The sequence below is a fragment of the Sphingobacterium kyonggiense genome, from assembly GCF_039536825.1.
Classification (GTDB): domain Bacteria; phylum Bacteroidota; class Bacteroidia; order Sphingobacteriales; family Sphingobacteriaceae; genus Sphingobacterium; species Sphingobacterium kyonggiense.
Genome location: NZ_BAAAZI010000004.1, coordinates 1 through 14,347 on the forward strand (window position 1 = coordinate 1; position 14,347 = coordinate 14,347).

Below are 14,347 nucleotides of genomic sequence, written 5' to 3' on the forward strand. Positions count from 1 at the left end.
ATGCAGAACGTACTTCTGCAACATCAAGTGAAAACTCAGTGCAACGAACTAAAAAAAGAATTGCTCTTATTGATTTACAGGAAAAAGAGATAAGGGAGGAAATTGCTATACTTATCAAAGGAGATCAAACTCTAGTGGAAAAGATCAAAATGGTATCTTCTATTCCCGGAATTGGAAATCTAACTGCTGTAACGATTATAGCAGAAACCAACGGATTTGAGTTAATAAAGAATAAAAGACAGTTGGTCAGTTATGCAGGATTAGATGTAAGAGAAAAGACATCTGGAACCTCAGTGAAATCCAAACCTCGAATCTCCAAGCGGGGTAATAGGAATATAAGAAAGGTAATGCACTTTCCAGCATTAGCTGCAATTAGGACTGATGAAAGGTTCAGAGATATTTTCTTAAGAATAGTTTCAAGGCATGGTATCAAAATGAAGGCTATAGTTGCCATCCAAAGAAAACTGCTAGAATTGACTTTTATATTATGGAAAAACAATTCTTATTATAATTCAGAACACCAGTATCAAATCATTCCTTTTCAGGAAGTAGCGATGTAAATAAGGAGAAGCTTAATTCTCTATCGATAATTTGTTTAAGAGGTTGGCTTTAGCTTATAACCCCCTAACCTTTTTGGATTTATTTAAATCTAATATTTAAACTTAGTTTAGAATTAAAAGGCTGAAATGCATAAAAAAACATCGAAAACCATAGAAAAAATCTTATAGCTTTCGATGTAAACTTATTTATACCAATGTTACTTATTAGTCATTACTTTGTAGGTAGGATCTTCGATAATATTCACATCAATAACTGTTTCAGCATTTTTAAGTAATTGCCTACAATCTTGACTTAAATGACGTAAATGTAGTCTTTTACCTTCCTTGTGATACTTCTCTGTAATTTTATTTAGGGCTTCAATGGCAGACATATCTACTACTTTACTTTCTTTAAAATCAATTACTACCTCGTTCGGATCGCTTACAACATCAAATTTTTCTATAAATGCAGTAGTAGAACCAAAGAAGAGCGGACCAAAAATTTCGTAATGTTTTACACCATCTTCATCTACATATTTTCTTGCACGGATACGTTTGGCACTTTCCCAGGCAAACACCAGGGCTGAGATAACCACACCTATTAAAACCGCCAAAGCTAAGTTGTGTAATAATACGGTGATAACTGCTACAAGCATACCAATAAAAATGTCGTGTCGAGGCATTTTATTGATAATACGGAAACTTACCCATTCAAAGGTTCCTATAGCTACCATCATCATTACACCGACTAAGGCAGCCATAGGTATTTGTTCGATTACAGGGCCTGCCACTAAAATGATCAATAAGATCGCAAGCGCTCCCACTATTGCAGAAAGTCGGGCTCTTCCTCCAGCTCCGATATTAACCAATGTTTGAGCAACCATTGCACATCCACCCATTCCTCCAAAGAAGCCATTTGTGATATTGGCTATGCCCTGTGCGGCAGCCTCACGGTTGGATTGTCCTTTTGTACCGGTTATTTCATCAACCATATTCAGTGTTAATAAGCTTTCAATCAGTCCAACACCTGCCATTACTAAGGCATACGGGAAAATAATTTTCAGGGTTTCCAGATTAAATGGAATTCCCGGAATATGAAATGATGGTAGTGAACCACCTACAGAAGCTATATCAATTACTTTTTTAGTATCGATGCCGAAAAAGTATACGATAGCGAATACAACTATTATCGCAACTAAGGACGCAGGAACAGCCTTGGTAAACTTAGGTAATATAAATACAATTGCTATGGTTAACAATGTCAATCCTACCATTAAATAGAGTGCAGAACCCTGCATCCAACCTTCAATCCCGTTTTCTACGACTTTAAATTGAGCTACCTGTGCCATGAAAATGATTACTGCAAGACCGTTCAAAAAACCATACATTACCGGTTGTGGGATTAAACGCACAAATTTACCAAGTTTGAAAACTCCTACTAAAAATTGCATTATACCTGCCATTATAACAGCGGCAAAAAGATATTCCACCCCATGTGATGCTGCCAGTGCAATAAGCACGACAACAGTCGCTCCGGCACCTCCGGAAACCATTCCGGGTCTGCCTCCTAGGATTGCGGTTACAATACCCATTAAAAAAGCTGCATATAGACCTGTTAATGGTGAGAGACCAGCTAAAATAGCAAACGATAAAGACTCTGGGATCATGGTCATAGCTACTGCCAGACCTGCAAGAATTTCATTCTTGTAATTAATTTTCTGTCTGAAATCAAACAGATTAATAACTTTCTGCATAAAAGATTATGTTTAATATGAAAAATGTAAATAAAAAAGAGGGTGTACCAAAGTAAAACCTTTGGGTACCATAAAAAAGCCAATAAATTAAAATTGGAAAAAACAACAGTTTAGCCTACGCTCAGGGCGGAGTAACTTGGGATGATATTTGTACTGTTCTTTTCATTGAGTGGTGCAAAAGTACAATTTATAATTATTTTATACAATTTAATACAAAATAAATCTAAAAATATTTGTTTTATAACACAGAATCTTTTCTTTGGTCGCCAATGTGGCAAGAAAAGAAGTTCCCTAAAACAACAAAAGGGATAATGAACATCCCTCAAATAATGTCGCAACCTGTTTGGTAAAATGTGCCGGAATGAATGGTGGGTAGGCATCCCATTTTGCCAAAGAGGTTGCTCCGATTTATGCAAAAAGACTGTCCCGACCATCGGGAGGGAGTGTCTTTTTGCCGCCCGATTTTCCAATCAGGCGACTTTTATAGGATGGGTTCGGAAATCTTTCAGGTTGTGAAAAAATCCCCTGTATGGTGTCAAACCATTTTTAAACATACCCCATAACAGTGAACAACCCATCTGAACCAATGAGGAATTGATATACAAGTCCTGCTTTTCCAACGCTTCGGCAAGGGAACAGCTCGGTGTATCGTCTTCCAGTTCGGATTGTTTAAGCAGTTCGCCAAATTCATCCGTAACCATTGGCAGGCTTGCCACCGTTTCATATTTCTCTGAATTGGGTTGGCGAATTTTTCCTATGGTAGATAGTAAAACTTGTCCTGTATGTTGACTGTTGCCGAAGTCCAACCAATAACGTGGGCGGTTGGAATAGGGTCTTCCATTGCTCAATTCACTTAATATTTCCGCAATTTCAAATCTTGCTTTTACGCTATCCACACAGGAAATATAAATACTTGCTCCTGCATTTTCGGGGAAACTGTCGCTATTGTCTTTTTCAAATTTCCTTGCTTCCGCTTTCCAGTTCGTACCTGAGAAGCGATTTATACGGTTAATGATAGCAACAGATTTGTACAAACCGACCTCACTTTCTGCAAAACGCTGTCTTCCTAAATTGGCTTGGGTAATTACATCATCATCCCAAAGACGAATAAACAACCCTGCGTGTCCTAACTCGTTTAGGCTGTGGTTCATCTCAAGCAAGGCAGTCATTACTTTTGAGCCTGTACCACCTGCACCGATTACGTTTACCGTTATGGGATTGGTAGGATTTATCAAATCGCTGTCCGTAAAATGGACTTTTAAAATTTCTTTGCTCATTACAATATCGTTTTTATGGTCTTGTTTGTCTTTTTCAATATATCTTTAGGAAAGGCTTTGTCTGTGCCGATGAGGTCTTTCCAAAGGCTTACACAATTTCCTTTTATGGGGTTGTGTTCGTTTACCAAGTGACTGAAATAGCTGTTAAAAAAGTAGCTTTCCCACGCTTGCATAAATTCTTCAACCGAAGCAGAATTTTTGATATTGATATCTACAGTTCCCATACATACGTGTCCGTCCTCGTAAATATTGAAAAATGGTGCGTGAAATAATACGGTATTCTCGGTAGGTCTTCGGTCTTTTTCTAGGGCGAAAACAATAAGGCTCTGCTTGCTTGCATACCAAAGCATTGCAGGTACTTTCGCCGTACCGTTTGGTATTTCAAGACTTTCAGTAAAGAACATTTTGACTTTTCGTGCTTTGGTGTACCAAAGTACCGTACCGTTTTCACTCGGATTAATGTGCAGGACGTTGGTAGGCAGAATGCCGTTAGATTTTAAAAATGCCTTGCTCTTTTCCTTTTCCGTATTGAGTGCTTTTGCCAATTCTTTAGCTTCTCTCTCGGTCAAAGGATGGGCGTTGATTGGATTACCGTTCCTATCCATATCAAAATGCTCTACATAGGTGGTTCTATTACTTCCTTTGGTTTGGTAAAAAACCAAAGCCGATAAAGGGTGGTAAAGCGTTCCAAAGTTTTGTGTTATATCTTTCATTTTAGAGTATCTAAAAGTTATTCAGTATGTATATCAATTCCTCAATTAAGGCAAAAACACGGTTTTCAAATTCAAGGGTATTTGCAGTAATATCACTACCATCAAACCTTTTCACAATGGTGGGTTCTTCCATTTGTCCGTATTCTTGCAACTCGGTGTTCACGCTCTCAAAAAGTGTTTGAAACAAAATACCTTTTGCATCGGCACAGAACGAAACGTACTTTTCCACACCTATACTATTTTCCATATCTTCTTCGCTTGCTTCTCCGCTTGGCAGGGCATTACGGTTTATGGTAGCATTCGGGTATTGTTCATACAAGGCAAAGGCTTCACTTGCCAGTTTGTAGCAATCTTGGTCAAAGCTGTCTTTGATTTTAAAGGAGTTTAAACGGACTGCAAATCGGCTCAAATTGTGCTTGTTGTAAATTTTCTGCTCCATACGTTCGCCTATCTGTTCTGATTGCCTAATCTCGCTTAAATACGTTGTCGTGTCCTCATTCTCGTCATCGCTTACAATCCACTCTGTTACCATTTCATACATCCAATACAGATAACTGTTTTCCTGTCGATAGTAAGGAACATCTGCAATGTGGTATAGGTACGCACACACGGATTGCAATAGCTGTACGGCTTGCTTGCGATTGGGATGCTTAGATAGTCGGTACAATGGCACTACGGGAATGTAATACAGGGTTGCACCTGTACTGTACCGTTCTTCACTTACGAAATACGTTTTCTTACTATCCTGTATCAAACGGAGTTCTTCCCAATCACGAAACTTCTTTCTTAACTGTTCCTCTGTGGAATCCAAAGCTAAAGCGATATTGTAGGGATAGCCGTACTGCCTGGACTGCATAGGTTGTATACCGTAATGCCCTGCCAATTTGGAAAGGGACTGATAAAAATCCCTTTCCGTCTTTTCCGATTTTCCACAAGCCTGTACGGTTTGTGCTTCTTGCAGTTTAGGCAGAAATGAGCATTTTAGAAAACCATTGGTAGTACCGTTATCGGTACCGATTTCATTTTGTCTTTTCTTATTTCGTCTGCGTTCTTTGGTCTTTGCATCCAATCTGCGAACTCGCCCAACTGTTTGTGCAAAGTCTTCTGTTTCGGTTGCTGTAGGGTTTTGATGATGCCCGATATGATATTGCGTTGCATAATTCATTTTTTTTGATTTTTGATTTAACCTTTCGTTCCCATTACACTCTCAAATCGGTACTGTATTGTATCGTCACGGATAACAGGGGCAGATACTTTGGCAGTGGTCAGTATCGGATAAGAATTTGCATAGAAATTCATTACGGCTTCCACGCTCCAACGTGGTTCGGGGTCAGTCAATGGAATATCCTGTCCTTTATCTTTGAGTATGAAAATTCTCGGTAATACTGTTGCTAATAACATAATGTTCGTTTTTAATTGTTAATATTCTACTTCTTCGTTTGTTGTATTTATTGGGCAATAGGTAGCAACCTCCTCCGTTTTTGACGGTTCGGGTTGCTCCTCCGTTACTCCACCAAAAAGGCTCGGTGTCCCGAACTTGTCGGACAATGACGTTTTGCGTTTGCGTATCTCGTCCGCTTTTTCGGGAAACTCCGTAATGTCGGGTACTTTCATCCACGCTTCACGGAACTTGCCCTCTTTCTCCAACTCGTCCACCTTTGCCATACCGTCTTTGTACTTCTTGTCTTTGGTTTCTTTTTCCTTTTTGGCTTTCTCGGTTTTCTGCTTCTCCATTTCGGATTGCAGTTTGACGGTTTCCATTTGCTTCATAAAGGCTTCCATATCCACCATTAAACCCGATATGGCTTTAATTGGTGCGTTTATCTGCTCAAAAAATCCCTCGTCAAACTCCTGCGAAGTGGCGTTAAAAATCAATGGGGGAATGAGGTTTTTCGCACTATCTCCGCATTGCTCATTGTTGAGCAATACTGTTACGATTAGTTTGTTTTCTATCCCCTTAGAAATGTTCAGTTGCAATATTCCTGTAAAATCCAACTGCTGTACTTGATTGAAAAAATTTGTGTTCATTGCTGTGAGTTTTAATGTGTTGTTACTTGTTCTTTGATGGCTGTAAGTTTCTCGTACATATCCGCCCAATAGGCTTTTTGCCTCTTGTCGAACTCGGAAAAACGCTCGTCCTCGTGGCGGTATTCTTTGTACCGCCCTGCTATTTTTATGGCTTCCTTTAAATCCGTTACTTCGATTTGGCAACCGTTTAAATCTGTTACGTACATCATTAATCGTCTTTTAGGATTACCATCGTGTTATGATTAAAGGCATAGTCAAACGCACCGTTTGATACCCTATGCCTTCTTCGCAGTTCCACGCCCTCATCATCCCAACCAAAATCGGGAAGACCGTTTACCCTTGCCACAAGCTGTGCATTGGTCAAGTGCTTAAATCGCTCCCTGCAAAACTTTTCAAGGTCTGTTTCTTTGGTAATTCTATCTGTTGTTTCCATCTTTGATTGCTTTAAGTGTTAATGACTGATTTCTGCTATTTGGTCAATCCTGCCATAGATTATACTCCGTAGGCTCGTTTTGTCGGGTGCGCTGTATTCCTGCCAACTGTCGTACTGCTTCACTACATAGGTTTTTAGAATATCATCAAACCCAAACCGATAACCCATTAGGGGAACTGCCCCGTTAAAAAAGGCGTTTCGGTTTACCGCTTCCGCAATCCAATTTTTCTCGGCTCGGCTTAGCTTCTCGCCCTTGTTCAGTTTTTCCCTTAGCTGATAGACCTTTGAGGTTTTCAGCGTTTCCAATTCGGGTACTTCGTGGCTGACAAATTTTATCGCTATGGCGTTCGTTTCCATTGTAACTGCTTTTGAATGTTATGCGTTAATCTTCGGTGGCATAAACCCCATTTACATAGTAGCCGTGTAATTTTTCCCAAAGGCGTACTAAACCGTTCGTGTCTATATAGAAATGCTCTGTACGATTGCAGTAAATGATAAATACGCTTTCGCCTTTGTGCTTCTTTTCAAGGCTCTTGGCTCTCGCCAAATTTTTGGCTTCCTCTATTGTTATCGCTTTCATAAAACTTATTTTTAACAGGCTACCACCGATTGTGGCGGTAGCCTGTGATTATCTAATTGAGGTTTAGGATTTCCGCACCGTCTGTCGCAAAGGCTGTACATAGGTCAAATGCTTTTTGTCCTTTCATTTGAGCCGTTCCACCCAATACAATACTCTGTAACTTGGCTTCGTCATCCCTGTAATTGCGTACATTTTGGAAGTAGCCTGTAACAGCATTGTATGCTCCGAACAATGTGCCTTTTGTAGTGTCCATTTGTTGCGTATCACTCGTCATTGCATAGGCAAACGCATCGTTCACGGCATTTTTAAACATTGTTGATATTTCGTCTTCAGCACCTTTTTTGATGAGCTCAAGGGTTTCTTTGTTCGGGCATAGTGCCAATTGGATTAGCTTTCTGACCTCTTGGTCTGTTGCCCTTATCGTTGTCCAGTCATTGAAAATACCCTGTAGCTGGTCGCTCAATGTGTTGGCTAACCCCATTATCCTGTGTGCATTCTCGATACGCTGTTTTGCTCCCGATGTGTGCTTGATACGGACTACATTGGTCATATTCCGCAATGAAGCGTTAAGGGTGTTTTGGCAAACGATACGGATAGGCGTAAACGCTGCGGTAATACTTCCGCTTCCGTCGTGGCTTGTGGTAAGGAAGATGTATTTTTCCGTAACATCATCGCCATTGCCTACACGGATATAGTCGGGCAATTTGGCTGTGATAAAAATGCGTTCGCCTTTGCCCAATGCCCCTGCGGTTTCGTACAGAATACCCTCGCCACCTCCTACGATAGCATCAAAGAAACTGAACGCTTCACGGTTTTGTACGATGTGGTAATCTTTACCCACTACGCCCAATACGGCATTGTTATCGGTGCGTATGTTGGCGAAACAGTTAGGTACTTCCAGTTCGTTACTGCCTATCTCGATACCGTCTGCGGTTTCGGTAATGCCCGAACCTTTGGTAAACAGAGGGGATTTGACTACCTCGTAATCTAACCCTGCGTGTCGGATAGCTTCCTCGCTTGTGGGGTACTGCTCTACGATTTGCCCCAGACCGTGCCACGCTTTTTGCTGAACGCTAAAGAATGAATAACGTCCTGTTTTCTCGTTGTAATTGATGTTATGTGCCATAATGCTAAAATTTTGATGTTGAAAAACGATTGAATATTCGTTGTTAAAATGGGAGGTCGTCCTCGGTTGATATTCCTGCAATGCTGTTGTTTTCTGCTTTTGCAGTAACCTGTACGGTTTCGGCTCTATTGCTACCTCCGTGCAATTTGATTTGTGAGGTATGGAAATTAAGTCCTGCTCTTGGTTCTCCGTCTTTGTTTACCCACGCTCTCGGACTTACACGCCCTGTGAGTTCTACCAAAGTGCCTTTTGTCAGTAGCCTTGCCACGTTTGGAGTTATCCAGTAGGCACAATCGAAGTAGGTGGTTTGCTCTACTCGTTCGCCCTGTTTGTTACGGTAGCTGTCGTTTACCGCTACTGAAAAGTTTACCACCTGTTTTTCGTTCGACAATGTGCGTACTTCCGCATTTCTTGTCAGTCTGCCTGTGATGTTCATTTTCGCTGATTTTTAGTGATTGATATTTGATTTAATTTTTCTGATTTATTCGGTAATGAGAGGAGGTGCTGTTTCGTTTCATTACCATTTTTAATGCTTATAATTTTCATAACTGACATTTTTTTTATTCGTCCAAAGAGCCGGAGTATGCTATGTTTCGTTTCACGAGCATAAAAGGTTCGTATTTAGCCGACACAAGGTTTTGAAAAATAAATACTACCCAGCGGGTGGAGATTTTTTTTTCAAACTTGCTTGACCTTTTGGCGGTGTTAAGAACACGGAAATACCTTTGCTCTTGAAATGGGACAATAGTGCATACAGGCTTCTTTGAATAAAAGAAATGTGGAAGCCGAGAAAATTGCATTAGAAAATGGTCTGTTTTGAATTGAAATAATACTTCCAATTCGTCGGATTGATAAATGTTTTCTTAAGGTGTGGTTCTCAAAACCACAGAACAGGGATTTTAAAAATATCTGAAAATGGGAATAGCGGAGAGGTTTTTTTTAAAAATTTCTGTTTCAGAAATAGCCGGAAAGCTCTTTTACTGCGAGGATATTGCTATGGGAGGTAAATGTGCTTTGGCTGCAAAAAGTACCGGCAAAAAAAAGCAGGATCGTCAAATCCTGCTTGCTATCATTTATTTTTTAATATTTTAATCCCTAACTCCCATCAACACCATCCATTAGTTTCCGGATATCTTCATACCGATAATACATCAATCCACCGATTTTCGTGAAGGGTAACGTTCCGTTTAGCCGAAGGTTTTGGAGTGTCCCCGCTGAAATCCCCAATAATTCTCGGATCTCGTAACTCTTGAGCCATTCCCGAGGCTCCTTTTCGGCTTTTCTCGGATGTGGTCTATTTCTCCTGATTTCTTCAAGAAGTTCCTTTTTAAAGCTATCTAAGTCTTCTTTAGTGATAAGTTCTACTTTCATTTGCGCTGCTTTTTAATGTTTCTAAATTCTCTCCTCTAGAACAGAATTGATTTATGGTCTTTTCTGTCTTTACGGATACAAATGAACCAAAAGTATCTACGAATTTGATCAACATGGCAGTCAGTGGTTGCATTTGGCGTCCAAAGGCACACATATAGTATTGCATCCATTAAAATTACAACCTTACCTCGTTTCATTTCAATAATGACCTAGAAGTATCTAATCCTGGGAAGCCATTCTAACCTCTAACTTGTGCATATCCTCACTTAGCTTATGTTCCAACACCTTAGCATAAATTTGGGTGGTACGTATAGATGTATGGCCAAGCATTTTACTCACCGATTCAATTGGCACACCATTGCTTAATGTCACCGTTGTAGCAAAAGTATGCCTTGCGAGATGGAACGTTAAATTTTTATTGATGCCGCAAATTTCTGCGATCTCTTTTAAATAACCGTTCATTCGCTGGTTGGATATGACAGGGAAGATCGTTCCATTCGCCTCAGCTACCGGATGCCCTCTGTACTTCTTAAGAAGATCTGAAGCCTCGGGCAGCAAAGGAACTCGAACCGTTGTATCGGTCTTTTGTCTTTTTGTCGTCAACCAATCTTTTCCGTCGATTCCTTTTGAAATATTTTCGGGGGTCAGGTTAAAAATGTCGATGTAAGCAAGACCTGTATAGCAACTAAAAATGAACATGTCCGACACGGATTGCAGACGCTCTATTGAAAAGGATTTATTAAGCAAAACAGTTAGCTCCTCTTTTGACAAATGGCCTCTTTCTACCTTTTCAAACCGAAGTTTGTATTTGGCAAATGGATCCCTAACCAGCCAATCCATCGTAACAGCCAAATTGACCATCTTCCGCAAACGTTCCATATGTTTCATCACCCCATTATTATTTATGGGCTTATGATGATCTTTAGGTTTGTAGTCATTAAGGAAGTTTTCAAAATCCAAAATGAACCGATAGTTCAGTTCATCCAACGGTATGTCTTTTTTTCCATATTTTTGTTTTATAAATTTTTGAATATAGGTTTCGGTGGTATAATAATTTTTCATGGTACCGGGGGCAAGTTTACTTACTGCCACTTGTTTATGGTATTCCACTAGCTTTAGAAGAGTCATTGTTTCCTCTATGTCCTCGCCTAGGTAGACAGATTTAACCGCTTCAATGGTAACGGTTTTATTTTGCTGCACCAACTGGTGATAACAATCGAAAATAAGGGAGCGTACCTGCTCCATGTGGCTGTTCAGCTTTACGATTTCTTGGCGTTTTCCTTTTGCTCTTCCTTTTACTTCGTCCCAATTGTTGATCGATACTTTGCTTTTTAGGGAAATTTCAGTTCTACGGCCGTTTACTGTAATCCTTGCATAAACAGTGGCCATTTCGTCTTTCTTGTTCTTGGGCAACCGTAACACGAATTGAATCCCAAAAGTGTTTTTACTCTTCATATCCATTTATTTTATGTTCAACTGATACACTTTAGTGCAGTTCTCTCAATCCAACTATTGGATATGATGCAGTAAAGAAGTCAAACAATAATAAATAGCATCAAAATAAATGTTGTAAATAAATGATTTACAGTTATTTATAAGCTATCCGGTGAGTAAATATAAAACTTAAAAAGACTCACCGTTTAACTCACATTTAGATTGATATTTATTGGGGTTTCCTGATATAATATAAAACAAAAAAACCTCAAATTCATAGAATTTGAGGGTTTTTGACCTTACTTAGTGTAAGTGTTGTCGGGGCAGTGATAATCCGTTAGAACATTTAATGGGTATTATTAGGTTAATAGGTGATTTGATTAATGAAGATGAAAACTAATTTGAGTCGACTTAGCTGCATCAAACAACTCATATTTATAGAAAACCTTTAAATCTTAAAACCAAGCGTTACTGTATGACATAAATTTTCATACAGTAACGCTTGGAATATCTATTTTCACTTTATATCCGTGGACGAATTTGTTGCCGTAACCTAAGTTGTACTTCTTCATATATTTCAGTACCAACAGCTTCTTGAATTTCAAGAGTAACTATTAGGGCATATCGAATTTTATCGTTCTTTGTAAGTCCCGAAGCATCATCTCGGCAATTTACTTTGATATTGAGGGAGGTTCCATCAATAAAAGCATCAGCGTTGTCGCCTAATAGAATATCATGTTGAACAGTTCCTTTTTGTGCGACACGAAAGTCATAGGTATCACGTGAAAGGGTCAAATGTCCATTTTTATCCAAGTTATCGTAAAACAAATGAGCCTTTCTATATTTTGCAGTATTGAAATTAAGAGGTGAGAACCAGGCTAAAGTAACCGCCAACCTCTTTTTTATACGTTGTTGTCCAATGGAAGGAGGTAGAGGAAATTTATAAATATGTGCATTCTTTCCTTCCTCTATCGATAATTCTCCGTATCCAATAAGGGTTACACGTTGTTCCGTACAATATAACACCCTTTCAGAATCAACGCTTCCGTAGCCCAAATAGGGAAGTAAATGCTTTTTTGCATAATTGCCAGCAACACCGGGTACGTTCTTCACTATTTCTTCAAGTAAAGCATGAGCATCACCCCAGCTCGCGCCATGCACTAAGAGGCTTTTTAATATTACTGTGAAGTAATCCGGATTAATTCTGTGTTCATAGGGCAGTTCTGTGTTCAATTCTAACAACAATTCATATAGTTGAGCAGCCAGACGGGTTGTCAACGCCGTTGCATTACTTGTACCGCATGAATATCCATATTTGTTTATCTCACCCAAATTTCCGGGAATAGCAATTTTATTTCCGGGCTGGTTTGACGGGTAGTAACCCTCGCATCTCAATTGGGTCTTAGCTGCATCAGGTTGCCTAATAGGCCTTCTATACAGTTTTATTCCTCCCGGCATCAGTATTTCCGGCTTAACCGAGTTGTTATAGCCAAAGCCTATTCGGCTTATCGGACTCAAAAGATGAGGAGATGTAACGATATTGATCCTTTGCTGCGAATCCCCTACTTGCGAAAAATCTGTGTGACAAGCACCTACTGTAAGCGAATTCAATGACTCTGCCGGTGTTAGAATTTTCCTGTCAAGGTTTCCCGTTATGATACTTTTAATGGTCTCTTTTTCCCTGTCTTCTATTGACAAAGCATCAAATTGCTGTTCAGTGATATTTAAAACTATGTCGTCTGTTTTATTACCAGCACTGATTATGAACAGCACATTATATTTAAAAGATAACCAATCAATAAGCTTAGCCCAAGCACTGAGGTTATTATGAAAAGGTCGAAAACTGTCTCCAATTGAGAAATTAATCACTCTAATATTTGGAGCTGTCGGAGGAACTCCGCCGTCACCCTCAAACATTCTTTTAACCGCTCTATGTACCAAATCAATGGGTAATTTATCATCCGGAAGATATTCACTTTGACTAAGCCCATTAGCCTCTGTTTTCATTATAGGACGGACATAAATTGGCCGAGACAATGGCAATTCATGCTCATTGCCCAAGTCTCCGTTTAAAATAAGGGAAGCCATTGCGGTACCGTGATTTCTCTTTTCTGCGAGGTAGTTCTCACCGAAGTTATCAGGATCATCCACAATTAGCCTATTTGATAAAGCCGAATGATTCTGTAAGGGAAGTCCATCAAATAATGCCACTATAGGTTCGCCCTGGGGTTCAACTTCACGTATTTCGGTTTCCTGATCTCTTGCCAATTCACCTTCCTCAATGCTGCCATCCGATATGGATTGACCGACCGGTCTGAAAAAGAGTATCTGCTGCGATTTAAGAAAGCTTATGTTGGTGTTTTCATTGAGTATTCCAAAACAATTTATAGGAGCTTTGGCTATGAAAGCATGGTAGTTAATTTCCGGAATTATCGTTAAGGAACCATGTACTACTTGACCTCCCGATTCATCAATAAGTTCAGCTACTTCTGCATATGCCCTTTCGTTGCCCTGTGGAGTACTTTTGTACGCAAGCTCAATTTCAAAATATACTTCATCTGTGCCATAGTCCCTCATCAGCTCAACATAAGTTCCAAAACCCGTATCCCTTAATCTATCCTCAACACTATATGGCCTTATATCCTTTAGCTGTTCAAAAAGATTCCTGAATTTTGTAGTACCACGTTTAAATTTTTGTCTCGCAATGGGCTTCTTGTATTCTCGCCAATAACTTACCAATTCAGTTAATGCTTGCTGGTTAGTCATGGTCAGGAATAGGCGGGCACCTACTGGCTTATCCGTTCGCTCACCAGCGTCCGATTTGATATAAAAGCTATCATCGGGTGGAATTTCAGTTTGATGTTCCGCTAAAAATTCGAAACCGGATGTCTTGCTGACAGCCTTATAAAAATCGTCCAAAGTTCCTGCCACCTCCAATACGAGGATCATTTCAGATATGAAATTCGCAGGATTTCTACCCAAATAGGCAGTTTTGTTTTCTAAGACCCGATCCAGATTGGTTATTGGAGTTTCGAGTCTCGCTATTTGACTTTCAGAAGTCGGAAAATTCATCTTTCCCGGTCCTCCGCTTT

At 39.7% G+C, this 14,347-nt stretch carries 18 protein-coding genes; 2 read left to right on the forward strand and 16 right to left on the reverse strand.

Annotation, left to right across the window (positions count from 1 at the left end; translation table 11 throughout):
* On the forward strand, positions 1-560 hold a 560-nt coding region (locus ABD676_RS01075), incomplete at its 5' end, for a transposase (RefSeq protein ID WP_344672838.1).
* A 197-nt stretch (positions 561-757) separates the two neighbouring features.
* On the opposite strand, the gene ABD676_RS01080 is transcribed toward ABD676_RS01075, so the two are convergent.
* The 12 genes from ABD676_RS01080 to ABD676_RS01135 all read right to left on the reverse strand — a co-directional run bounded on the left by ABD676_RS01080 (position 758) and on the right by ABD676_RS01135 (position 8,886).
* Complete coding sequence (locus ABD676_RS01080) at positions 758-2,293, reverse strand: SulP family inorganic anion transporter (RefSeq protein ID WP_027384264.1); 1,536 nt, start codon at positions 2,291-2,293, stop codon at positions 758-760.
* 470 nt (positions 2,294-2,763) lie between these two features.
* Positions 2,764-3,570, reverse strand: a complete 807-nt coding sequence (locus ABD676_RS01085) for a PRTRC system ThiF family protein (RefSeq protein WP_002993153.1) — start codon at positions 3,568-3,570, stop codon at positions 2,764-2,766.
* Complete coding sequence (locus tag ABD676_RS01090; RefSeq protein WP_002993152.1) at positions 3,570-4,283, reverse strand: PRTRC system protein B; 714 nt, start codon at positions 4,281-4,283, stop codon at positions 3,570-3,572. Before ABD676_RS01090 ends, ABD676_RS01085 begins: the two co-directional genes overlap by 1 nt.
* A gap of 10 nt (positions 4,284-4,293) precedes the next feature.
* A complete protein-coding gene (locus ABD676_RS01095) occupies positions 4,294-5,448 on the reverse strand; it encodes a hypothetical protein (protein ID WP_094280377.1) in 1,155 nt (384 codons plus the stop codon).
* Positions 5,449-5,465: 17 nt separating this feature from the next.
* The gene (locus ABD676_RS01100; protein ID WP_002993150.1) at positions 5,466-5,684 is read right to left on the reverse strand and encodes a PRTRC system protein C; all 219 of its coding nucleotides are present in this window, start codon (positions 5,682-5,684) and stop codon (positions 5,466-5,468) included.
* Between the two features lie 18 nt (positions 5,685-5,702).
* Positions 5,703-6,311: a PRTRC system protein E gene (locus tag ABD676_RS01105; protein WP_313260157.1), complete on the reverse strand. Its 609-nt coding sequence runs from the start codon at positions 6,309-6,311 to the stop codon at positions 5,703-5,705.
* An 11-nt stretch (positions 6,312-6,322) separates the two neighbouring features.
* Positions 6,323-6,520, reverse strand: coding sequence for a hypothetical protein (locus ABD676_RS01110; RefSeq protein ID WP_002993148.1), 198 nt, complete (start codon positions 6,518-6,520; stop codon positions 6,323-6,325).
* Positions 6,520-6,744, reverse strand: a complete 225-nt coding sequence (locus ABD676_RS01115; RefSeq protein WP_002993146.1) for a hypothetical protein — start codon at positions 6,742-6,744, stop codon at positions 6,520-6,522. The genes ABD676_RS01110 and ABD676_RS01115 overlap by 1 nt, the downstream gene beginning before the upstream one ends.
* Positions 6,745-6,762: 18 nt before the next feature.
* The gene (locus ABD676_RS01120; protein WP_002993145.1) at positions 6,763-7,101 is read right to left on the reverse strand and encodes a hypothetical protein; all 339 of its coding nucleotides are present in this window, start codon (positions 7,099-7,101) and stop codon (positions 6,763-6,765) included.
* Positions 7,102-7,126: 25 nt separating this feature from the next.
* Positions 7,127-7,324, reverse strand: a complete 198-nt coding sequence (locus tag ABD676_RS01125) for a hypothetical protein (RefSeq protein ID WP_002993144.1) — start codon at positions 7,322-7,324, stop codon at positions 7,127-7,129.
* Positions 7,325-7,376: 52 nt separating this feature from the next.
* Positions 7,377-8,450: a DUF932 domain-containing protein gene (locus ABD676_RS01130; protein WP_002993143.1), complete on the reverse strand. Its 1,074-nt coding sequence runs from the start codon at positions 8,448-8,450 to the stop codon at positions 7,377-7,379.
* A gap of 43 nt (positions 8,451-8,493) precedes the next feature.
* Positions 8,494-8,886 carry a single-stranded DNA-binding protein gene (locus tag ABD676_RS01135; RefSeq protein ID WP_002993142.1) on the reverse strand — a complete coding sequence of 131 codons (393 nt, stop codon included), beginning with the start codon at positions 8,884-8,886 and terminating at the stop codon, positions 8,494-8,496.
* Between the two features lie 479 nt (positions 8,887-9,365).
* On the opposite strand from ABD676_RS01135, the gene ABD676_RS01140 reads away from it, so the two are divergent.
* Positions 9,366-9,542 (forward strand): hypothetical protein, encoded by a 177-nt coding sequence (locus tag ABD676_RS01140; protein ID WP_344672839.1) that lies wholly within the window; start codon positions 9,366-9,368, stop codon positions 9,540-9,542.
* Positions 9,543-9,545: 3 nt separating this feature from the next.
* Here ABD676_RS01140 and ABD676_RS01145 read toward each other — a convergent pair whose 3' ends face one another.
* The 4 genes from ABD676_RS01145 to ABD676_RS01160 form a co-directional block, all read right to left on the reverse strand.
* Positions 9,546-9,821 carry a helix-turn-helix domain-containing protein gene (locus ABD676_RS01145; protein ID WP_002993139.1) on the reverse strand — a complete coding sequence of 92 codons (276 nt, stop codon included), beginning with the start codon at positions 9,819-9,821 and terminating at the stop codon, positions 9,546-9,548.
* Positions 9,799-9,987: a hypothetical protein gene (locus ABD676_RS01150; protein WP_144034608.1), complete on the reverse strand. Its 189-nt coding sequence runs from the start codon at positions 9,985-9,987 to the stop codon at positions 9,799-9,801. Before ABD676_RS01150 ends, ABD676_RS01145 begins: the two co-directional genes overlap by 23 nt.
* A 53-nt stretch (positions 9,988-10,040) precedes the next feature.
* Complete coding sequence (locus tag ABD676_RS01155; protein ID WP_037459845.1) at positions 10,041-11,276, reverse strand: site-specific integrase; 1,236 nt, start codon at positions 11,274-11,276, stop codon at positions 10,041-10,043.
* A 501-nt stretch (positions 11,277-11,777) separates the two neighbouring features.
* Positions 11,778-14,327: a S8 family peptidase gene (locus tag ABD676_RS01160; protein ID WP_344672840.1), complete on the reverse strand. Its 2,550-nt coding sequence runs from the start codon at positions 14,325-14,327 to the stop codon at positions 11,778-11,780.
* Positions 14,328-14,347 lie beyond the last annotated feature (20 nt).